This window comes from Sphingomonas paludis (genome assembly GCF_053502515.1).
Genome location: NZ_CP187558.1, coordinates 2,566,477 through 2,587,328, shown reverse-complemented (window position 1 = coordinate 2,587,328; position 20,852 = coordinate 2,566,477). Strand labels below are relative to the sequence as shown.

The following is a 20,852-nucleotide window of genomic DNA, read 5'->3' as shown; positions in this document are numbered from 1 at the left end:
CCCTCGGGCAGGGGTGGTCACATCCTCGCGATCGCAAATCTTCATACTCCACCTCTCCGGGCGCGCTTCGTCATTTTCGCCTCCTGCCACCCCCGACCGCAGGAGCCCGACCTTGCCTGATACGACGCATAATCTGCCGCCCCGCTATCTGCGGACGCCGGAAGCCGCCCGCTTCCTGGGGCTATCCGGACGGACGCTGGAGAAGCATCGCTATTTCGGGACCGGGCCTGTCTATCGCCGCATCGGCGGGCGGGTGGTCTATTCGGTCGACGACCTTCAGGCTTGGGCCGATCTCGGCACCAAGCATTCGACCAGCGAGCCGGGCCAGAACGACCTGCTGCCGCGCGCCAATTCGCCATTCGCGCGGAGCCGGCAATGACAGTCTCGCCAACACACCAGCGACATGGTGCCCCGCAGCCCGACAACATGACCCACGTTCAACTAACGTGGATCGAGAAGCGGATCGAGCACTGGATCCGCTTCGGTCGGATCGCCAAGGACGAGATTGTCGACCGCCGCCGCCGTATCGTCAGCTTCCGTCCCGGCGCCGTCTTCGCATTCGTTCGCTGGGCGGCCAATGACTATGGCACGGTCAGCTCGCGTATCGACATCGTGCGTGCCGTTGGCGCAGACGAGCCGTTCACGACGCTGCCATTCGTGCAGCCCGGCGGCGACATCCTGCTCACCATAGAGGGCTGGCCGAAGGTTTCTCAGGTGCTCGGCAGTATCGACGCGGTGGACACCGCCGGCGTCGATCCCTGCGATGCCGCGCCCGATCATTGGTGCCATGTCCACAACCGTATCGACGCCGGACATCAGCCGCGTGCCTACACGATGGAGCGCCACCGGGCGTGGCTCAGGCGGCGGGAGATCGAAGGATGAGCCGCCGCTTCTATATCCGCGCGACGGTTGCAGCAGCGTCAGCATTCGCACTGTCATTCGCAGCAATTGCGGTGACCGATCCGCTGCCACGCCTCGTCTGGAACGCCAGTGCGAGCGCACCAATCGGGCTATATCGGATACAGCCAGACCGCGATCCGCCGCTGGGTACGCTGGTCGCGATCGCACCGCCGCCGCACCTTGGCCGCTGGATGGCTGCGCGCGGATACCTCGGCGAAAACGTGCCGCTGTTGAAGCACGTCGCCGCCAAGGCTGGGCAACGCGTCTGCCGGATCGGCGGCACAGTGACCATCGATGGCCAGGCGATCACGCTCGCACTGACACACGACCGGCTTTCACGTCCGCTGCCCGTCTGGCGCGGCTGCCGGACGCTTGAAGCCGACGAACTGTTGCTTCTCAACCCCTCGCATCCCGACAGCCTCGACGGCCGCTACTTCGGCCCTCTGCCGACAGCAACCGTGCTCGGCCGCACCATCCCGATCCTCACTCGAACCACGCCCGACGCGCCGCTGACTTGGCGCTGACCTCCGGCTTCAATCTCCAACCGAAAGGACCATTCCCATGCAGATCGGCAGCTTCATACGGACTGACAAAGGCTTCGAAGGCGTCATCGAAACGGCGACGCTCGACATCCGTATCTCGCTCATCCCGGTTGAACCCGGCGGTGCCGACAAATCACCAGATTGGCGCGTTCATCGCGGCAATGACGGCGAAGGCCCGGAAGTGGGCGCGGGCTGGAACGAGAGCGGCGAGCGGGCGGGGGATTACGTCTCGCTGCGCATCGACGATCCCAGCTTTCCGCAGCCGATCCGCGCGGCACTGTTCCAGAATGCCAACGATCCGGCGTCCTGGTCGCTGCGCTGGAGCCGTCCTCGCAAGGCCCATGAGCAGGACTGAGTCGATGCGTCCTGCCGCAATCAATCGGCCTTTGAACCTGCGTTTGTGGGCCGCATCTCTCACCGCCGCTGCACTTCTGGCCGCGTTGCCGATCGGCCAGGCACCGGCATTGGCGCAGGAAGCGAACACGCCACCTGCGCCGTCCGCCGTCGCTCATCCCTATGCGCCGCATGTCGCTGACGCGGCGCGGCGGTTCGGCATTCCCGAGGCTTGGATCTGGGCGGTCATGCGTGTCGAAAGTTCAGGCAATGCCAGCGCCATTTCGAGCGCTGGGGCGATGGGCCTGATGCAGATCATGCCCGGAACCTGGGCACAGCTTCGTACGCGCCATGGTCTCGGCACTGACCCGTTCGATGTGCGCGACAACATCACGGCAGGTGCGGCCTATCTGCGCGAAATGTACGACCGATATGGCAATGCGAGCGCGATGTTGGCGGCCTATAATGCCGGACCGGGGCGCTACGACGACTACCTGTCGCGAGGACGTCCGCTGCCCACCGAAACAGTCGCATATCTGGCGCGGCTTGGGTCAGTCACTGGCACCGACATAGTCGACAATGTTACCGTCGTCGCGCCGCCCGATCGCTTCGCCTGGCGTCGTTCGGCGCTGTTCGTCCGCACATCCGCGGCCACAACCGAAGCTGACTTGGCGCGACCCAAGAACGAGATCGCAGCCGCCGATAAACCCACCGCTCAGCCCGCAGTCGGTCATTCGTCTTCACCCAATCCGCCTGCCGCAACGCCGATCGCCAGCCTCTTCGTTCCCCGCGCTGGCGCGGGTCGACCGCAATGATCGCCGCAGTGTTCAAAGGGATCATTCAAAAGGAAATCAGGATGGATCAGGGAGGAAAGTGCCTGAGAAGACGATTGCAAGATACAAGGCGCACCCCGTTTCGCCGGAAAACCACTGGTTTTCCTTGGCTTAGCACGGGGGCGTCGGTCGGCGAGCGTGCCGCTCGGAAGGAAAAAGCCAGCAATTTCAACATATCTGATGGCACCATGCGGCTTTCTGAGCGGAAATCAGCCAAGCCATGAGCGAGGACAGCAACTTCCGTATCCGGCCCGGCAAAGCCAAGCGCAGCAAGGCGCAGGGCCGCAATGCACGCGGCTTGGTCGCCGAGGTTCTCCGTGTCGCCGCGCTCCATGGCGGGACGAAGCGCGCAGGCTGGGGCGGACCGCGCCGCCGTGCCCAGTCCAGCTTCGGGAAGGGCCGCACCGCGTTCGCGCGCAGCCGCCTGTTCAGTTCCGGACGGCGTGTGCTGGTAAAGGCGTTGCCGGTCCGCCATCGGATGGGCGGGCGCCGCGCTGTGCCACTATCTGCGCACGTCTCCTATTTGAAGCGCGAGGGCGTGACCCGTGACGGGGCGCCAACGCACCTGTTCGACGCCGGGTCCGACCGCGCCGACGATCGCGGCTTCGCCGAGCGCTGCAGAGATGACCGGCACCATTTCCGCATCATCGTCTCGCCCGAGGATGCGGCAGAGCTCACCGATCTTCGCGAATACACTCGCGACCTCGTCCGGCAGATGGAGGCTGACCTTGGCACACGGCTCGAATGGGTCGGCGTTGATCACTGGAACACCGATAATCGGCACGTCCATTTGCTGGTGCGGGGAGTTACCGATCAGGGCACCGATCTCGTAATGGCGCGCGACTATATCAGCCACGGTATCCGCTCGCGTGCCGAGGACCTGGCGTTCGCCGAGTTAGGGCCAAAGCCCGAGCACGAAATCCAGCTTGCCCTCGACCGCGACGTGACAGCGGAACGCTGGACCCGACTGGATACCGAGATCGGCCGCGCCGCTGACGAGTTGGGCGTCATCGACCTACGTCCCGAGCGGCCCGGTCCTGACGATCCACAGCTTCGCCGGCTGATGGTCGGCCGCCTGCAGCATCTGGAAAAGATGGGGCTCGCCGCCGAAGGCGAGCCCGGACAATGGGCGGTAGCAGAGGGCGCGCAAAACAAACTGCGCGAGCTCGGAGCCCGCAGCGACATCATCCGGACCATCGGCAACGCGCTCAAGGATCTAGGGCAGAAGCGCCCGCTCGACAGCTACGCGGTCGTCAACGGCACATTTGAAAAGCCGATCGCCGGCCGGCTGATCGACAAGGGTTTGCACGACGAACTGGCCGGCACGGCCTATGCCGTGATCGACGGCACCGACGGTCGCACGCATCATGTGCGGTTTCCCGGTATCGATGCGCTGGACACCAGCCCGCCGCTTGGCGGCATCGTGGAGGTCCGCGCAATCGGCAGACAGGGCGAGCCGAAGCCGACGCTGATCCTCGCCACGCGATCGGATTTGGACTTGTCCGCCCAGATGAAAGCGCGCGGCGCCACCTGGCTCGATCACCGGCTCATCGAGCGCGGCGTTGGCATCGCGGACGGGGGGTTTGGCGTAGAAGTGCGCCGGGCGATGGACGCCCGCACCGACCATCTTGTCCGGGAAGGGCTGGCGCGGCGCTTCGGTGAGCGCACGGTGTTCGAACGAGGAATGCTTGATACGCTGCGCAAGCGCGAACTGGACTTCGTTGGCGCCAAGATAGCGGGCGAGACGGGACTGGCCTACCAACCGACCCGAGCTGGCGAGAAAGTGGCTGGCGTCCTCCGCCAGCGCCTCTCGCTCAGCTCAGGCCGCTTTGCGATGATCGATGATGGGCTGGGGTTCCGCCTTGTGCCCTGGGCCAGCACCCTCGAGCAGCAGCTTGGTCGTCAAGTGTCCGGCGTCATGCGCGCTGGCGGCGGCATCGACTGGACGCCGGGCCGCAAGCGCGGCCTCAGCCTCTGACCGGAAGGAGAATAGCCGTGTCCGCGACCAGGATCCTCTGGGGTCAGGTTATCATCGTGTTTTTGATCGTGCTCGCTGCCGTATGGGGCGCGACGCAGTGGACCGCAGCGGCGCTCGGCTTTCAGCCAGAGCTTGGGCCACCGTGGTTCATGGCTTTTGGATGGCCGATCTATCCGCCGCCCGCCTTCTTTTGGTGGTGGTTTTCGTTCGACGCCTATGCGCCCGACATCTTTCAGACCGGTGCGTTCATCGCCGCGTCCGGCGGGTTCGTGTCGATCGCGGTTGCTATTGGCATGTCGGTTTGGCGCGCGCGAGAGTTAAAGAATGCCGAAACCTATGGCTCGGCGCGCTGGGCGACCGAAAAGGAGGTGCGATCAGCGGGTCTGCTCGGGCCGAACGGCGTGGTGCTTGGCAAGCTCGCAGGCGACTATCTTCGCCATGATGGCCCGGAGCACGTGCTTTGCTTCGCGCCGACGCGCAGCGGCAAAGGAGTGGGGCTGGTCATCCCGTCGCTGCTCACATGGCCGGGTTCGGCGATCGTGCACGACATCAAGGGCGAGAATTGGACGCTGACGGCTGGATTCCGTGCCCAGCATGGCCGCGTGCTATTGTTCGATCCGACCAACGCCGCGTCCGCCGCCTACAACCCGTTGCTGGAGGTGCGGCGCGGCCAGTGGGAGGTCCGCGACGTTCAGAATGTCGCCGACGTACTGGTCGATCCCGAAGGCAGCCTCGAGCGTCGAAACCACTGGGAAAAGACATCGCATTCGCTGCTGGTCGGCGCGATCCTCCACGTCCTTTATGCCGAGCCAGACAAAACACTGGCGGGAGTGGCCGCATTCCTTTCCGATCCCTCACGCACGATCGAGGAGACGCTTGCGGCGATGATGGCGACGCCGCACCTTGGCGAAGCCGGTGTGCATCCTGTCGTTGCGTCGGCCGCGCGCGAACTGCTGAATAAATCCGACAACGAGCGTTCGGGCGTGCTCAGCACGGCCATGTCGTTCCTTGGCCTTTATCGTGATCCCGTCGTCGCTCAGGTCACGCGGGCCTGCCAGTGGCGCATATGGGATCTGGTCGAGGGCCAACGTCCGGCAACGCTCTATCTGGTCGTGCCACCCAGCGATATCTCGCGGACCAAGCCACTCATCCGCCTTATCCTCAATCAAATCGGGCGCCGTCTGACAGAGGAACTGAAGCCCAAGGGCAACCGCCATCGCGTGCTGTTGATGCTCGACGAATTTCCCGCGCTGGGTCGGCTCGACTTCTTCGAGTCCGCCTTGGCGTTTATGGCGGGCTACGGACTCAAGGCGTTTCTGATCGCGCAGAGCCTTAACCAGATCGAGAAAGCGTACGGCCCGAACAACGCGATCCTCGACAACTGCCATGTGCGCGTGAGCTTCGCCACCAACGACGAGCGCACGGCCAAGCGCGTATCGGATGCGCTCGGCACCGCCACCGAAATGCGTGCGATGAAGAACTATGCCGGACATCGCCTCTCGCCATGGCTTGGTCATCTGATGGTGTCGCGGTCGGAGACCGCCCGCCAGCTCCTCACGCCGGGTGAGGTGATGCAGCTCTCGCCCGACGACGAGATCGTGATGGTGGCGGGTGTCCATCCGATCCGCGCGAAGAAGGCGCGCTACTTCCAAGACCGGCGTCTCACCGAGCGGATCATGGGCGCGCCGACGCCTGCCGGTTCCGCCCTGCGACCCGACGATTGGACTGGGCACGTCGTGACCGCCAATCCGGCTGACATCGCCAAGATCGTGCGGGCGCAGGAGGACGCCGCAAATGGCGGGCTGCGCCGTGAACCCGAACTGCCCGAGCATGTTGCCATGGCGCCCGAGACTGCCGCGCCGCCCGCCCAGGAATTTGCGATCGTCGATGACGAGCAGGACGACGCAGCGCGGCAAGCGGCGGTGCGGCGCCGGATGCAGGGCATAGCGCGGCAGGCGTCGCTCGACCCCGGCGACGGCATCCAGCTTTAGGAGATCATCATGCGAATACGGCTCAACGTCTATTTTCCGCCTTCGCTCGCCAAGCAGGTTGATGAACTGGCCATAAGGCGTCGCATCTCGCGATCAGCGATCGTGGAAGCAGCAGTGGCGTCATACCTCTCGCCGGACGGTGCGGATCGCATGGAGGCGGCGTTTGCGCGGCGGCTCGACCGCTTGTCACGTCAGGTCCAGCAGCTTGAGCGCAACACCGGGCTGACGACCGAAGCGCTCACCCTGTTCGTTCGGTTCTGGCTGTCGGTTACACCGCCGCTGCCTGATGAGGATCAAGCGGCTGCGCAAATCAAGGGGCGTAAGCGCTATGACGGCTTCGTCGAAACACTCGGCCGCCGCTTCGCCAGTGGCAAGACCTTGCTCGACGATATTCCGGAAGAGGTCTGGCCAAGGCGCTCCAAGCAGGAGGATTGAGATGAAGCCGCAGCTTGGGGGCGGAACGAGGAATTTGCATTGAAAATGTCAGTCGAGCAGATCTTCTTCCGCCAGCTTCCCTTCGACGCAATCAACTAGGCGCTCCACCAGATCGTAAGCTTGAGTTACCTTGGCTTTGGTCACCGTCTGAGGGAGCCGCTCGCCATGCGCGATGCTTCCCCGAAGCGCTACGAATGCCACCAGGCGATCCGCTGGCGTGCCGAGCGGGTTGCGATGCCAAAACCAATTAGCGGTGACATCTGGAACTCCGAGGAGCACCTTCATCAACTCTTTGATAGGCCCTGGTTTGGGCGTGTTGAGCGCGGCGACACGCGTCTGCACAACTGACCTAGTCAAGTCCTTCCACCCTTCGCCAGCGACGGAAAGCCACGCATTCTCGACCTTGCCATCGCGAATATGTACTTGGGTCACCTTCTGCAAAGGCCGAAGCATCTCGTTTGGCGCTTCCGCAGCATCGATACTCTTATCGGCGCACTCCCTAATCACGGTTTCGACGTAGGTCTCCCAAGCCGCGCACAGTAATACGATGGCCGACTTGTTCAGCGACTGAAAATGACTGCCTCGGCGCCCTTGTCCCCCGCCGCCCTCGTTCTCGTGAAACCAGAGTAGGTTATCTACATCCTCAAGTGCTCGGACGAATGAGGTCTTTGCATTTGACGGCATAGATTACAACCAATCCTGATTCGGCGTGAATCGATATATCGATGAGGCAGTCGAGCTATGCGCCGAGACAATAGCGAGGAGCGCTCGTCGGCGATAGCGTATTTGCCGCCGCTTCTACTACGCCGGTAAGTATCTGTTGCAGCTTCGGTATTTCTGCGTCTCTTGATGTGCTCCTAAGGCCAGGCGGCGGTTCGCCCGGCAAGATCTAGGGGCCAATCCTTGACCGTCCACCAGATCCGATCCGAAGCGGAATCACGCGGCGCGCGAATGCTGCGTACGGCGCTCGGGCCGTCGATCGCGGTCTGGCTCGACGACCCGGCAGTTATCGAGGTGATGCTGAACCCGGACGGACGGCTGTGGGTCGATCGGCTTGGGGAGGGGATCAGCGACACAGGAATGACGCTCACCGCAGCCGATGGCGAACGGATCGTGCGTCTGGTCGCGCACCATGTAGGCGTCGAGGTTCATGTGCGGTCTCCGCGCGTCTCGGCCGAGCTTCCGGAAGGGGGCGAACGGTTCGAGGGACTACTACCGCCCGTTGTCGCCGCTCCAGCGTTTGCGATCCGCAAGCCCGCCGTCTCAGTGTTCACGCTCGACGACTATTCGGCGGCTGGAATCATGTCGGCAGCTTACGCCGAGGCGCTGCGCCACGGCGTCCAAACCCGCGCCAACATCCTCGTCGCGGGCGGGACTGGCAGCGGAAAGACCACACTGGTCAATGCGCTGCTGGCCGAAGTCGCCAAGACCACCGACCGCATCGTCCTGATCGAAGACACGCGCGAGCTGCAATGCGCCGCGCCCAATCTCGTCGCCATGCGGACCAAGGACGGCGTCGTCTCGCTGTCCGATCTCGTCCGGTCCTCGCTGCGGCTGCGGCCGGATCGCATCCCCATAGGCGAGGTGCGCGGTGCGGAGGCGCTTGACCTCCTGAAAGCCTGGGGCACCGGCCACCCCGGCGGCATCGGCACGATCCACGCCGGCACCGCGGTTGGTGCGCTGCGCCGCATGGAGCAACTCATCCAGGAGGCCGTCGTCACGGTCCCGCGCGCGCTGCTCGCCGAGACCATCGACCTGATCGCTGTTCTCGTCCGCGACGGACACGGTCGCCGCCTCGCCGAACTGGCCCGCGTCGAAGGAATCGACCCCGCCAACGGCGATTACCGCCTCGTTCCACTTGCCACCACCCAGCCAGGAGACCTGTCATGATTCATTCCATCCGGCATGGCGCTCGTCGCGCCGTGTTCGCCGCCACCGCCAGTGTAATCGCGCTGACCTTTGCCGTTCCCGCTCGCGCGGGCGGATCGTCGATGCCGTGGGAAGCGCCGCTCCAGTCAATTCTCGAAAGCATCGAGGGGCCGGTGGCGAAGATCGTCGCCGTCATTATCATCATCGTGACCGGCCTGACGCTGGCGTTCGGCGATACCAACGGCGGATTTCGCCGTCTGATCCAGATCGTCTTTGGTCTCTCGATCGCGTTCGCCGCGAGCTCGTTCTTCCTGTCGTTCTTTAGCTTCGGCGGCGGGGCGCTGGTCTGATGGAAGGCAGTGAGCCGATCCCCGGCTATTTCGCGCCGGTCCACCGGGCGCTGACCGAGCAGATATTGCTTGGCGGCGCTCCCCGGTCGCTCGCCATCGTCAACGGCACGCTGGCGGGCGCGATCGGCCTTGGTCTGCGCCTCTGGATCGCGGGCCTCGTTATTTGGGCCATCGGCCATGCGCTGTCCGTCTGGGCCGCGCGCCGTGACCCGCAATTTGTGGACGTGGCTCGCCGCCACCTGCGTTACTCGAGCTGGATGCGACCATGATGAGCCTGCGCGAATACCGCAACAAGGCGGCGCACCTCGCCGACTTCCTGCCCTGGGCCGCGCTGGTCGGCGAGGGCGTCGTGCTGAACAAGGACGGGTCGTTCCAGCGCACTGCGAAATTCCGCGGTCCCGATCTCGACAGCGCGACCCCTGCCGAACTGGTGGCGACCACCGCGCGCCTCAACAATGCGCTGCGCCGCCTCGGCTCGGGCTGGGCGATTTTCGTCGAGGCGCAGCGCACGCCCGCGCTCGACTATCCCGACACCCAATTTCCCGATCCTGTCTCGGCGCTGGTCGATATGGAGCGCCGCGAACAGTTCCGTGAGGAAGGCGCGCATTTCGAGAGTGCCTATTTTCTGACGTTGCTGTGGATGCCGCCCGCCGAGGAAGCGGCCCGTGCCGAAGGCTGGCTCTACGAGGGCCGGTCCAGATCCGGCGTCGATCCGTGGGAGCTGCTCAAGGGCTTTACCGATCGCAGCGACCGGGTGCTCAACCTGGCCGAAGGGTTTGTGCCCGAAGTCCGCTGGCTCGATGACGCCGAGACGCTGACCTATCTGCACAGCACCATCTCGACCCGCCGCCAACGCGTACGCTTGCCGGAAACCCCAATGCACCTCGACGCGCTGCTAGCCGACGAGCCGCTGACCGGCGGGCTGGAGCCGCGCCTTGGCGATCAACACCTCCGCACGCTCACCATCGTCGGGTTCCCGAGCGTCACTTTCCCCGGCCTGCTCGACGAGCTGAACCGGCTGGCCTTCGAGTATCGCTGGTCCACCCGCGCAATCATGCTCGACAAGACCGACGCGACAAAGCTGTTGAGCCGCATTCGCCGTCAATGGTTCGCCAAGCGCAAGTCAGTAGCAGCCATTCTCAAAGAGGTAATGACCAACGAGGCAAGCACACTGCTTGACAGCGACGCCTCGAACAAGGCCGCGGATGCGGACATCGCCCTGCAAGAGCTTGGCGCCGACTATGCCGGTGTAGCATATGTCACCGCGACGGTGACAGTATGGGACCGTAATCCTGCCGTTGCCGCCGAGAAGCTGCGGCTGGTCGAGAAGGTCATTCAGGGCCGCGACTTCACCGTGATGCCCGAAGGCATGAATGCGATCGAGGCGTGGCTCGGGAGTCTCCCCGGCCACACATATGCCAATGTCCGCCAGCCCCCGATTTCCACCATCAATCTCGCCCACCTGATCCCCCTGTCAGCAGTATGGGCGGGGCCGGAACGGGATGAGCATTTCGGCGCTCCCCCCTTGCTCTACGGCAAAACCGAAGGCTCAACCCCGTTCCGGTTCTCCCTCCACGTCGGCGATGTCGGCCACACGCTGATCGTCGGCCCAACCGGCGCGGGCAAGTCCGTCCTGCTCGCCCTGATGGCAATGCAGTTCCGCCGCTACGAGGGAGCGCAGATGTTCGCCTTCGACTTCGGCGGCAGCATTCGCGCCGCCGCGATCGGCATGGGTGGCGACTGGCAGGACTTGGGCGGGATCCTCGCCGACGAGGCGGGCGACGGCGTACAGCTCCAGCCGCTCGCCCGCATCAATGATGCCGCCGAACGCGCATGGGCGGCCGAATGGCTGGCCGCGATCCTCGCCTCTGAAGGCGTCGCGATCGATCCGCAGGCCAAGGAGCATATCTGGTCGGCGCTCGGCTCGCTCGCCAGTGCGCCCGTGCCGGAACGCACGCTGACCGGGCTCGCCGTGCTGCTCCAGAACCAGCAGCTCAAGCAGGCGATTGCGCCTTACTGTATCGGTGGATCGTGGGGTCGGCTGCTCGACGCCGAAGCCGAACGGCTCGGTGAAGCGTCGGTCCAGGCGTTCGAGACCGAAGGCTTGGTCGGTGCCGGATCGGCAGCGGCCGTCCTGTCGTACCTCTTCCACCGGATCGAAGGCCGACTGGACGGCTCGCCCACCCTCATCATCATCGACGAGGGGTGGCTGGTGCTCGATAGCCCCGACTTCGCCGCGCAACTCCGCGAATGGCTGAAAACCCTGCGGAAGAAGAACGCCAGCGTCGTGTTCGCCACGCAGAGCCTCGCTGACATCGAGACCAGCGCCATCGCGCCGGCCATCATCGAATCCTGCCCGACGCGGATATTCCTGCCCAACGAGCGCGCCGCAGAACCGCAGATTGCTGCCATCTACGAACGGTTCGGGCTCAACGCCCGCCAGATCGAAATCCTCAGCCGGGCAACGCCCAAGCGCGACTATTACTGCCAATCGCGGCGCGGCAACCGGCTCTTCGAACTCGGTCTGGGCGAGGTCGCGCTCGCTTTCGCCGCTTCTTCTTCCAAGACCGACCAGATCCGCATCGCCGAGCTGGTCGAGACCCACGGGCGCGAGCGCTTCGCCGCCGAATGGCTGTGCCATCGCGGGCTAGCCTGGGCAGCCGAACTTCTTCCCCCCAGCCAGCAGGAGTTACCGTTATGAATACCCATATGCTGCACCGGGCCATTCTGGCCTGTGCCTTCGCCACGTCAGGCATTATCAGCATTTCGACCGCGATGCCCGCACACGCGCAGTTCGGCGGGATCGTCTATGACCCAACCAACTATGCTCAAAACGTGCTGACGGCCGCACGGTCGCTGCAGCAGATCAACAACCAGATCCAGCAAATCCAGAATCAGGCGACCTCGCTCATCAACGAGGCGCGCAATCTGACTTCGCTGCCGTTCAGTTCGCTCCAGCAACTCCAGCAGCAGGTTCGGCAGACCCAGCAGCTTTTGAGCGAGGCGCAGCGCATCGCCTATGACGTTCAAAACGTGCAGCAGGTGTTCAACGGCCGCTACAAGGGCGCGGCGCTCACCGGCAGCCACGCGCAGATGGTCGCTAACGCCAATGCGCGCTGGGCGGATAGCGTCGGCGCGTTCGAGGACGCACTGCGTGTCCAGGCAGGTGTTGTCGGCAACATCGACGGCGCCCGCACGACAATGGACGGCCTGGTCTCGTCCAGCCAGTCGGCGACCGGCGCGCTACAGGCCGCACAGGCGGGCAACCAGCTTCTCGCGCTGCAATCGCAACAGCTCGCGGACCTGACAGCGCTGCTCGCCGCGCAGGGCCGGGCACAGGCGCTGGATTCAGCGCGCAAGGCGGCGATCGAAGCCGAAAGCCGCGAACGCCTCCGTCGCTTTTTGGCGCGGCCGAACGGCTACCAGCCGGGCAACGCGCGCATGTTCCGCAACTGACCGTCATGGAGACCAAGCTCCTCGCGCGCGTCGGCGCCGTCATTTTTGTCGCCATCGCCATCACGATGACGGCGATCGAGATGAGCCGTTCGCCCGAATCCGCGCGCGACTCACCGGCGGCCATCGCCGAGACATCGTCGACGGACCCGCTGCTGATCGAACTGCGCCGCTGCCAGTCGATGGGCCAAGCAGGCGCAAGCGACCCCGATTGCATGCGCGCTTGGGCCGAGAACCGTCGCCGGTTCCTCTCGCCCGGTGCGCGCCCCGCAGCCCGCATGGCCGAAAACGCTTCGGCACAGGAGAACTGACATGGGCGGCATTGGCGTCGTCGATCGTTTTCTGGATGTCTTCACCCGCTACATCGACAGCGGATTCGGCCTGCTCGGCGGCGAGGTGGCGTTCATCGCCACAACCCTGATCGTCATCGACGTGACCCTAGCCGCGCTGTTCTGGACCTGGGGCGAAGGCGACGACATCATCGCGCGCCTCGTCAAGAAGACCCTGTTCGTCGGCATCTTCGCTTACATAATCGGCAACTGGAATAGCTTGGCGCGAATCGTCTTCGAGAGCTTTGCCGGTCTGGGCCTGAAAGCTTCCGGCACTGGATTCACCGCCGCCGAGCTGCTCCAGCCCGGCCGCGTCGCGCAAGTTGGGCTCGATGCCGGTCAGCCCATCCTCGAATCCATTTCCGACCTGATGGGGTGGGTCGCGTTCTTCGAGAACTTCATCCAGATCGCGGTGCTGCTGTTCGCTTGGGTGCTGGTCATTCTCGCCTTCTTCATTCTGTCGATCCAACTCTTCATCACCCTGATAGAGTTCAAACTGGCGACTCTCGCCGGGTTCGTGCTCATCCCATTCGGCCTGTTCGGCAAGACCGCCTTCATGGCCGAGCGCGTGTTGGGACTGGTCATCTCGTCAGGCGTCAAGGTGCTGGTGCTTGCCGTCATCGTAGGCATCGGCTCGACGCTTTTCGACGAGTTCCGCACAGGCTTCGGTGGCGCGCAGCCGACCATTGAGGACGCGATGGCGGTGGCGCTGGCTTCGCTCTGCCTGCTCGGCCTCGGCATCTTCGGGCCGAGCATCGCCAACGGCATCGTCTCAGGCGGTCCGGCGCTTGGTGCAGGGGCTGCGGCCGGAACGGTACTGGCGGCGGGCGGTGCGCTCGTCGGCGGCGCGGCCGCCGCCAAGCTCGGTGCGGGCGCGATTATTGGTGCTGCTGGTGGTGCAGCGCGCGGTGGAGCTTTTGCTTCCGGTGCGGCAAGCAGTGCCTATGCCCTCGGATCGGCCGGAAAGAGCGGCGGTGCTGCGGTCATTGGCGGCGCGGCTGCGGTCGGGAAGTCGGCAGCCGGTGCCGCGATGTCCCCGCTGCGCAAAGCTGCCGAATCTCTGAAGGACAGCTATCGCTCAGGCGGTCGCGCCGCCGTTACCGCCACCGGTGGAACGATCTCTGGCGGGAGCGATGCACCGTCCGCGGATGCTCCCAGCGGCCAGCCCGCTTGGGCAGCAGCCATGAAGAACCGCCAGACCATGACCCACGGCGCGACCGTTGCCGCACACACGCTTCGCTCGGGCGATGGCGGCGGCAGCGGCGCGTCAGTCGATGTCAGCCAGAAGGATTGATCCATGTTCCGACGACCCTCTATTCGCTATAGCCAGACACCTGAACCCGTCACGCCATACCAGCGCGCCGCGCAGGTCTGGGATGACCGCATCGGCTCGGCGCGCGTGCAGGCGAAGAACTGGCGGCTCGCTTTCTTCGGCGCGCTGGCACTCTCAGGCGGCTTGGCTGGTGGTCTTGTCTGGCAATCGACGCGCGGACACATCGTGCCCTGGGTGGTGCAGGTCGACCGGCTGGGCGAGGTACAGGCGGTTGCGCCCGCCGAAGCCGGTTACCGCCCCACCGATCCGCAAGTCGCGTTTCACCTTGCGCGCTTCATCGAGCAGGTGCGCAGCATCCCCGCTGATCCTGTCATCGTGCGCCAGAACTGGCTTCGGGCCTATGATTTCACGACCGACAAGGGCGCGCTGTTCCTCAACGACTATGCGCGCGCCAACGACCCCTTTGCCAATGTCGGCCGGGCGCAGGTGGCGGTTGACGTGTCGAGCGTCATCCGCGCTTCGCCCGACAGCTTCCGCGTCGCCTGGACCGAGCGCCGCTATCAGGACGGCAGCCTTGCCGCCACCGAACGCTGGTCAGCGATCCTCACCGTCGTCGTCCAACCTCCCCGCACGCCCGACGCCCTGCGCAAGAATCCGCTCGGCGTCTTCGTCAATGCCCTCAATTGGTCGAAGGAGCTGTCACAATGACTGCCACTCCGTTCCGCCGCGCCGCATCGGCGGCGCTGCTCGTCTCCGCTTCAGCACTCGCCGGATGCGCCACCACATCGGCGAAGCCGCCAGCTATCGCCTACGACGATCCACCAGCGGAGATCGCTGCCACCTCCGCGCCGGAACCGCCCCGCGCGGTCGAGGTGGTGGCGATCCCCGAGCCATTGCCGCTGCCGGGCCAGCTGAAGCCGCTGACCGATACACCGCGCGCCCCGGAGCCGTCCGATCCGCGCCAGCGCGTCGGCGCGGCGAACGCCGCCGCGCGCGTTCAACCGGTGCGCGACGGCTTCCTCAACGCGATCCAGCAATATCCGTGGACCGATGGCGCGCTCTATCAGGTCTATACCGCGCCCGGTCAGGTGACGGACATCGCGTTGCAGGAAGGCGAACAGCTCGTCGGGCCGGGGCCGGTCGCTGCCGGCGACACCGTCCGCTGGATCATCGGCGATACCATCAGTGGCAGCGGGCCGGCGGCGCGGGTGCATATCCTCGTCAAGCCGACCCGGCCGGATCTAGCCACCAATCTGGTCATCAACACCGACCGGCGCACCTATCACCTTGAGCTGCGCGCTACGGCCGCGACCTATATGGCGTCGTTGAGCTGGACCTATCCGCAGGACGCACTGATTGCCCTGCGAGGTCGCAATGCTTCAGCCGCAGCCGCCGCGCCGGTGGCGACGGGCGTGGACGTCACGGCGCTCAACTTCCGCTACCGGATTGAAGGCGACCGCACACCGTGGCGTCCGGCCCGCGCGTTCGACGACGGGCGGCAGGTGTTCATCGAGTTTCCGTCCGGAATCGCACAGGGCGAAATGCCGCCGCTGTTCGTGGTAGGCGCGGCGGGCGACGCGGAGCTGGTCAACTATCGCGTACAAGGCCGTTACATGGTCGTCGATCGCCTGTTCGCCGCCGCCGAGCTGCGCCTTGGCGACCGGCGCAGCCAACAGCGCGTCCGGATCGTGCGCGACGATGGGCGGGAGCGGCGGCGGTGACAGGCACCCACAACCCATCCGCGGACGAGGCGTCGACAACGCGGTCTGCGCCTGTCGATCCAAAGCCGTTCCAGCTTAGGGGCAATCCGCCGCAGGTGATGCGCCTGTCGCGCAAAGCGATGGCGAGCATCGGCGCCGCTGTTGGTGTCGGGATCGGCGCCTTGCTCATTTATGCTTTGCAGTCTCCCGACAAGAAGGCGGCGCAGGAACTCTACAATACCGACAGCCGCGCCACCTCCGAAGCGATCACGTCCGGGCCGGGAGATTATGCCCAAGTGCCGGAACTCGGTCCACCGCTCCCCGGCGATCTCGGCGGCCCGATCCTGTCCGCCCAGCAACGCGGTGATAATGTGCCCGTGCCGCCGGTGGGCGCTCAGGCGGGTCAGCCCGATCCGCGCGTCCAGGCGGCTGAAGCTGCGCGGCAGCGGGCGCAACAGGAACGGGATGCAGCCCGGACCAGCTCGGTCTTCCTCGGCAGCGGCGGCGGCGCAGCGGCATCGGCGGCGGCGCTGCCCAGTTTGGCGGCGACGAGCCCGACGGTTCCGGCAACGGCCAACACGGCAGCGGAAGGCGACCAAGCCGCCAAGCGCGCGTTTTTGGCGCAGACGTCCACCCAGCGTACGGTTAGCGTCGAGCGGCTGGCGGTTCCCGCGTCTCCCAATATCGTGCAGGCTGGCAGCATAATTCCGGCGGCCCTTATCACAGGCGTGCGTTCTGATTTGCCCGGCCAGATTACCGCTCAGGTGACCGCAAACGTCTATGACAGCCCGACCGGGCGCATCCTGCTGATTCCACAGGGGGCGCGCCTGATCGGCGAATATGACAGCGAGATCGCCGCCGGCCAGACCCGCGTGCTGCTCGCTTGGGATCGCCTCATCATGCCAGACGGACGCTCGATCGCTCTGGAGCGCCAGCCCGGCTCGGACGGGGCCGGGTTCGCAGGGCTACAGGACCGCGTCAACCAGCACTGGGGTAACCTTCTCAAGGCGGCAGCCGTCTCAACACTGCTAGGGGTCGGTGCCGAACTCGGTGCGGACAGCGAAGACGACCTGACCCGTGCCCTGCGGCGCGGCTCGCAGGACACCATCAATCAGACCGGCCAGCAGATCGTGCGGCGGCAGCTCAATGTGCAGCCGACCCTTACCATCCGGCCAGGCCATCCGCTGCGCGTGATCCTTACCCGCGATCTCGTGCTCGAACCGATCGGAGCAACACGATGACGAAACTGAAGCTCGGGCCGCTCGCCGACGACCGTCCGGTCAAGCTCACTGTGGAGTTGCCTGCCGCTGTCCATCGTGATCTCGTCGCCTACGCTGCCGCGCTTGCGGCCGAAACGGGCGGTGATACTGTACCTCCCGACAAGCTCGTCGCCCCCATGTTAGCAAAGTTCATGGCAAGCGACCGCGGGTTTTCTCGGCGGCGGTCCGCCGCCAAGAGTTGAGCTGATGCTTGTCAGTCAGTTGCCCAAAAACCGCTTGCGGCGTTCCTGAGCATCGACCGTGATGATGGCTTCCTCGGCGGTGGCGCATTCGCCGCCCCGCACCGACCCGTCTCGGCATCCGGAAACGACATGTCGCGCCTCATCGATGTTCGCTATGAAGTACTGCGTTCCACGCGCATCGCTATATCCAGGGGCCGCAGGCAGGGCGGCGGCAGCAATCACCGCTTGCTTCGCTGGCGCGATCACTGGCCGCAAGAAAAATCCGCCCGAGAATCCTAAAACCAAGGTTACGAGCACAATAATGATTGTTTTGCCTTCCGCCATGACAGTAACTCCACGAACCGGCAGTCTAGTTTACTGAAATGTCTGCGTGAAATCAAAAGAGAGCGCGTAGCGCGCTTTGATGAATTCAAGGAAACGCCGCAGCGCCGGATTGTCGTTTTCAGAGCGCCAGCAACCGGAATGACCCGTTAAGGCCGGCCCCTGTTCGCCGTGTATCGCTCGATAGACGACATCAGGATAGCGCGCGCCGGTGGAGCCTTCGCATACGATGCTGATGCCAGAGCTTCCACCGAGAATGCTGAGCACCGTCTCGCGGCTTGCCTGGAGCATTCTGATGTCGAGCTTTCCGCTCGAAGCCGCCAAACGGCCTAGCAATATATCTCGTATCTCCGGACCGGGATCAGCGGCCGGAAGCAGAAACCGCTCGCCGCGAAGATCCGTCCAGTGGACCACGTCCCGCTCCGCGAGCGGATGCGACAGTGGCAGCGCGGCTAACATCCGCTCACTCCAAAGCGGCTCACAGCGGAACCCGTTATGGCTGGCGGGACCCATGAGGATCGCAATGTCGATCTCACCTGTATCAAGGGCGGCGAGAAGGATGCTGCGGTCAGCTTCTACGCATCCCACTTCGACGTCGGGATGTACGTCGCACCAACTCATCATCGTTGCCCGTAGATTGCCGGCGGATACCGAACTGTTATGCCCTAGCACGAGTCCGCCCGCGCGGCCTTGACCCGCTGCCCGCATCATCGCCACCAGCTTGTCTGCCGTCGCCACCATTGGTTTCGCGCCGCGAATGAAAGCAATTCCGGCCGGCGTCGTCGTTACGCCGGCGCGCGAGCGCGCAAAGATCGGCATTCCGATCGAGCGCTCCAGCTTCAGAATAGACCGACTGAACGTCGATTGCTCGACATCAAGCATGCGCGCCGCTCGATAGAAGCTGCCGTGATCGGCGGCGGCGATTGCATAGCGCAGTTGGCGGATGTCAAACGACATCATCCCGCTCGCTAATCTTGAATCGCGGCAGCGGCGCGTCGCGCGAGGCCTTGAACAGCACGATGCCCGCTTCGAGCCGGTCCAGAATGAAATGATCTTTGCTGGCTCGGGCAGACTTGATGTCCGCCTTGGAAAACACAGACAGAGACACCGCGCAGCGGTTTCCCAATTCACGAGCGATAATCGCTTTCGCACGACACCACCGCGTTTCGTCAGCATAGAGCGTATGATTGACGATTACCCAGAACTCGTAGTCCGAAAAATAGAGCGACGCTTTGTCCTCGTACCAGGTGCGCCGAGCATAGGGTCCAATAAGCAGGATCTTCAGGATTTTGCCGGAGACCGGAGCCGCTACGCCCTCGAACGAAGCGGACGCACGTAGCATGCGCGTGATACGTTCGATTTCCTGTTGCTTTCTCCGGATGAGGTGCCCGACGCGGGCCATGACCACCTCGCGCGCATAGACATCCTCGATAAACTGGTCCTGGCCGACCATATGCGCACCTCGAGTTCCGGTTCACAATGCTCGGACATTGAAAGGCGCAAGTCGATCTTCGACAATCCCGCTGAACAGAGGGGTGTTCTGATCAAGTCAGATAATTAAGGCTCACATAACCGTCCCGAGCGGCAGCAAGCACGAGCTGACTTCGGGTCTTCACGCCATAACGCCGACGGGCGGCCTCGACGTATTCATGGATCGTGCTAGGGCTCAGGCTGAGAATTTTACCCATTTCCCACTCGGTCTTTCCGGCCGCAATCAGCCGAAGACAGTCAATCTGGCGCGGAGTGAGGGGGGCGCCATGAGCTTTGACCGCGCAGCCTTTGACCAGCGCGCGTCCCGTCTCAAAAGCTATCCTGCCGATCAGTTGTGCAGCAATCGCTTCGGAGTAGGTAAAGGGCCGATCTTTTGAGCGAGCGATGCTGAAGAAAGCTCCGCGCTCCCCAGGAATGCGAAAGGGTACCGTGTAGCCCGTGGTTAGACCGTGAGCTCGGCCGCGCTCAAGAACCGACAGCTGCGCCCGCGTAGGGGCGATCACCTTGGGAATGTGTTCCCAGCACAGGCCGGTGGGGCTTCGGATGCTGGCGGCATGAACCGGATCATCCCTATATAGTCGTGCGCTGATGACCTCCTCTACCCAAGATGACGGATAGTTGGTCAACATCATGTAGCCCGGCCGGTCCTTGTACAGGTCGCCATCGTCAACGAGGGCAAACCAACGAAATCCAAATTGCTGGATTGCCCTAGCGATCACTTCAGATAGTTGCGCGCTACTCTTAGCCGCTTCACATGCCGTGTGGACTTCCTCAAAGTCTCGCAACTGTACTGTGTCTAAAGCGTTGATCATAGACAATCTCACACGATAATGCGTTGTTCCTCAGTTGCAGCGCCTGTCTGGTCATGCAAACCGACTCTCGGCTGCGCATCAGCCGTACCTCAGCGCGCGGCCAATGTGGGCGATGGCTTTCGACATATGCCGCTCGACCGCTTTTACACTCAGGCCGGTCTGGTTGGCGATATCCTTGTAAGTCACTCCGTCGCGACGATGGGCAAGAAAGATCGACCTAGTCTTCGGTGACAAGCGAGCCAGCGATGCCTGAAGCCGTTCGAGGTGATCGCGCGCCTCGAGCAAAGCGATGGGATCGTGACCGACGAGCGGGACTTCGTCGGCCGGAGTATGCTTGGCCATTGATCGGCAGAGCGCGACCTTGGCCATGTCCCGCAGCAGGTTGGAGGCAATCGTGCTGAGATAGGCTTCTGATCGTTCGATCGCGGCTCCACGTTTTGCTTGTGCGCCGACGAGTCGGACGAAACTTTCTTGGACGAGATCGGTAGCGTCCTGCCGCGCCCCGTGGCGCGCAAAGAAACGAAGTAATCGTCTGCGATGAATGCGATGAAGTTCTGCAAGCCCGATTGGCGGGAATGTCGCCCCTTCCTCTCCAGATAACGGGTACAGGTCATCACCGAGCGATGACGTCGAATGGCAGGGGATTGGTATCATTTTCTCCGACCGCACAAAAATCTGACCATCGACACGGATGTTGGACTTCGCCCAACAGCCGCAATCGGCGAGCAGAAATGCCTCGAGCCCGACTGCGACCGGGTAGATGGCCGCCACAGCACATCT

The 20,852-nt window shown here is 64.0% G+C and carries 26 protein-coding genes; 20 read left to right on the top strand and 6 right to left on the bottom strand.

Features of this window, described 5'->3' with window-relative positions:
• Positions 1-112: 112 nt before the first annotated feature.
• From ACPVPU_RS12460 to ACPVPU_RS12420, 9 genes are read left to right on the top strand one after another with little or no spacing between them, the layout of a single operon-like run.
• Positions 113-379 carry a helix-turn-helix transcriptional regulator gene (locus tag ACPVPU_RS12460; RefSeq protein ID WP_023838477.1) on the top strand — a complete coding sequence of 89 codons (267 nt, stop codon included), beginning with the start codon at positions 113-115 and terminating at the stop codon, positions 377-379.
• Entirely contained in the window at positions 376-882 is a 507-nt protein-coding gene (locus tag ACPVPU_RS12455) for a DUF2840 domain-containing protein (protein WP_448658271.1), read from the top strand. The genes ACPVPU_RS12460 and ACPVPU_RS12455 overlap by 4 nt, the downstream gene beginning before the upstream one ends.
• On the top strand, positions 879-1,424 hold the full coding sequence (locus ACPVPU_RS12450) for a S26 family signal peptidase (RefSeq protein ID WP_448658270.1): 546 nt from the start codon (positions 879-881) through the stop codon (positions 1,422-1,424). The genes ACPVPU_RS12455 and ACPVPU_RS12450 overlap by 4 nt, the downstream gene beginning before the upstream one ends.
• A gap of 37 nt (positions 1,425-1,461) precedes the next feature.
• Positions 1,462-1,797 (top strand): DUF736 domain-containing protein, encoded by a 336-nt coding sequence (locus ACPVPU_RS12445; protein ID WP_448658269.1) that lies wholly within the window; start codon positions 1,462-1,464, stop codon positions 1,795-1,797.
• Positions 1,798-1,828: 31 nt separating this feature from the next.
• On the top strand, positions 1,829-2,590 hold the full coding sequence (locus ACPVPU_RS12440) for a lytic transglycosylase domain-containing protein (RefSeq protein WP_448658268.1): 762 nt from the start codon (positions 1,829-1,831) through the stop codon (positions 2,588-2,590).
• Positions 2,587-2,832 (top strand): hypothetical protein, encoded by a 246-nt coding sequence (locus ACPVPU_RS12435; RefSeq protein WP_448658267.1) that lies wholly within the window; start codon positions 2,587-2,589, stop codon positions 2,830-2,832. The genes ACPVPU_RS12440 and ACPVPU_RS12435 overlap by 4 nt, the downstream gene beginning before the upstream one ends.
• Positions 2,829-4,586 (top strand): relaxase/mobilization nuclease domain-containing protein, encoded by a 1,758-nt coding sequence (locus ACPVPU_RS12430; protein WP_448658266.1) that lies wholly within the window; start codon positions 2,829-2,831, stop codon positions 4,584-4,586. Before ACPVPU_RS12435 ends, ACPVPU_RS12430 begins: the two co-directional genes overlap by 4 nt.
• A gap of 17 nt (positions 4,587-4,603) precedes the next feature.
• On the top strand, positions 4,604-6,577 hold the full coding sequence (locus tag ACPVPU_RS12425) for a conjugal transfer protein TraG (RefSeq protein ID WP_448658265.1): 1,974 nt from the start codon (positions 4,604-4,606) through the stop codon (positions 6,575-6,577).
• A 9-nt stretch (positions 6,578-6,586) separates the two neighbouring features.
• On the top strand, positions 6,587-7,012 hold the full coding sequence (locus ACPVPU_RS12420; protein ID WP_448658264.1) for a ribbon-helix-helix domain-containing protein: 426 nt from the start codon (positions 6,587-6,589) through the stop codon (positions 7,010-7,012).
• Positions 7,013-7,060: 48 nt separating this feature from the next.
• On the opposite strand, the gene ACPVPU_RS12415 is transcribed toward ACPVPU_RS12420, so the two are convergent.
• Complete coding sequence (locus ACPVPU_RS12415) at positions 7,061-7,696, bottom strand: HEPN domain-containing protein (RefSeq protein WP_448658263.1); 636 nt, start codon at positions 7,694-7,696, stop codon at positions 7,061-7,063.
• A 267-nt stretch (positions 7,697-7,963) separates the two neighbouring features.
• Between ACPVPU_RS12415 and trbB the strand changes: the two genes are divergently transcribed.
• From trbB to ACPVPU_RS12360, 11 genes are all read left to right on the top strand, one after another.
• Positions 7,964-8,902, top strand: coding sequence for a P-type conjugative transfer ATPase TrbB (trbB, locus tag ACPVPU_RS12410; protein ID WP_448660511.1), 939 nt, complete (start codon positions 7,964-7,966; stop codon positions 8,900-8,902).
• A complete protein-coding gene (locus ACPVPU_RS12405) occupies positions 8,899-9,231 on the top strand; it encodes a TrbC/VirB2 family protein (RefSeq protein ID WP_448658262.1) in 333 nt (110 codons plus the stop codon). Before trbB ends, ACPVPU_RS12405 begins: the two co-directional genes overlap by 4 nt.
• The gene (locus ACPVPU_RS12400; RefSeq protein WP_448658261.1) at positions 9,231-9,500 is read left to right on the top strand and encodes a VirB3 family type IV secretion system protein; all 270 of its coding nucleotides are present in this window, start codon (positions 9,231-9,233) and stop codon (positions 9,498-9,500) included. Before ACPVPU_RS12405 ends, ACPVPU_RS12400 begins: the two co-directional genes overlap by 1 nt.
• A complete protein-coding gene (gene trbE / locus ACPVPU_RS12395; RefSeq protein ID WP_448658260.1) occupies positions 9,497-11,932 on the top strand; it encodes a conjugal transfer protein TrbE in 2,436 nt (811 codons plus the stop codon). The genes ACPVPU_RS12400 and trbE overlap by 4 nt, the downstream gene beginning before the upstream one ends.
• Positions 11,929-12,687 carry a P-type conjugative transfer protein TrbJ gene (trbJ, locus tag ACPVPU_RS12390; RefSeq protein WP_448658259.1) on the top strand — a complete coding sequence of 253 codons (759 nt, stop codon included), beginning with the start codon at positions 11,929-11,931 and terminating at the stop codon, positions 12,685-12,687. Before trbE ends, trbJ begins: the two co-directional genes overlap by 4 nt.
• A 5-nt stretch (positions 12,688-12,692) precedes the next feature.
• Positions 12,693-12,995, top strand: a complete 303-nt coding sequence (gene trbK-alt / locus ACPVPU_RS12385; RefSeq protein ID WP_448658258.1) for a putative entry exclusion protein TrbK-alt — start codon at positions 12,693-12,695, stop codon at positions 12,993-12,995.
• Position 12,996: 1 nt separating this feature from the next.
• Entirely contained in the window at positions 12,997-14,307 is a 1,311-nt protein-coding gene (gene trbL, locus ACPVPU_RS12380; RefSeq protein WP_448658257.1) for a P-type conjugative transfer protein TrbL, read from the top strand.
• Between the two features lie 3 nt (positions 14,308-14,310).
• Complete coding sequence (trbF, locus tag ACPVPU_RS12375) at positions 14,311-14,994, top strand: conjugal transfer protein TrbF (RefSeq protein ID WP_448658256.1); 684 nt, start codon at positions 14,311-14,313, stop codon at positions 14,992-14,994.
• Entirely contained in the window at positions 14,991-16,007 is a 1,017-nt protein-coding gene (gene trbG, locus ACPVPU_RS12370; protein WP_448658255.1) for a P-type conjugative transfer protein TrbG, read from the top strand. Before trbF ends, trbG begins: the two co-directional genes overlap by 4 nt.
• A 98-nt stretch (positions 16,008-16,105) precedes the next feature.
• The gene (locus ACPVPU_RS12365; RefSeq protein ID WP_448660510.1) at positions 16,106-17,227 is read left to right on the top strand and encodes a TrbI/VirB10 family protein; all 1,122 of its coding nucleotides are present in this window, start codon (positions 16,106-16,108) and stop codon (positions 17,225-17,227) included.
• Positions 17,224-17,448, top strand: coding sequence for a DUF2274 domain-containing protein (locus ACPVPU_RS12360; protein WP_448658254.1), 225 nt, complete (start codon positions 17,224-17,226; stop codon positions 17,446-17,448). The genes ACPVPU_RS12365 and ACPVPU_RS12360 overlap by 4 nt, the downstream gene beginning before the upstream one ends.
• A 15-nt stretch (positions 17,449-17,463) precedes the next feature.
• On the opposite strand, the gene ACPVPU_RS12355 is transcribed toward ACPVPU_RS12360, so the two are convergent.
• The 5 genes from ACPVPU_RS12355 to ACPVPU_RS12335 all read right to left on the bottom strand — a co-directional run bounded on the left by ACPVPU_RS12355 (position 17,464) and on the right by ACPVPU_RS12335 (position 20,843).
• Complete coding sequence (locus ACPVPU_RS12355; protein WP_448658253.1) at positions 17,464-17,772, bottom strand: hypothetical protein; 309 nt, start codon at positions 17,770-17,772, stop codon at positions 17,464-17,466.
• A gap of 30 nt (positions 17,773-17,802) precedes the next feature.
• The gene (locus ACPVPU_RS12350) at positions 17,803-18,729 is read right to left on the bottom strand and encodes a LysR substrate-binding domain-containing protein (RefSeq protein WP_448658252.1); all 927 of its coding nucleotides are present in this window, start codon (positions 18,727-18,729) and stop codon (positions 17,803-17,805) included.
• Entirely contained in the window at positions 18,716-19,222 is a 507-nt protein-coding gene (locus tag ACPVPU_RS12345) for a hypothetical protein (protein ID WP_448658251.1), read from the bottom strand. The genes ACPVPU_RS12350 and ACPVPU_RS12345 overlap by 14 nt, the downstream gene beginning before the upstream one ends.
• A 91-nt stretch (positions 19,223-19,313) precedes the next feature.
• Positions 19,314-20,072 (bottom strand): helix-turn-helix transcriptional regulator, encoded by a 759-nt coding sequence (locus ACPVPU_RS12340; RefSeq protein ID WP_448660509.1) that lies wholly within the window; start codon positions 20,070-20,072, stop codon positions 19,314-19,316.
• A gap of 78 nt (positions 20,073-20,150) precedes the next feature.
• Entirely contained in the window at positions 20,151-20,843 is a 693-nt protein-coding gene (locus tag ACPVPU_RS12335) for an RNA polymerase sigma factor (protein WP_448658250.1), read from the bottom strand.
• Positions 20,844-20,852: the final 9 nt, after the last annotated feature.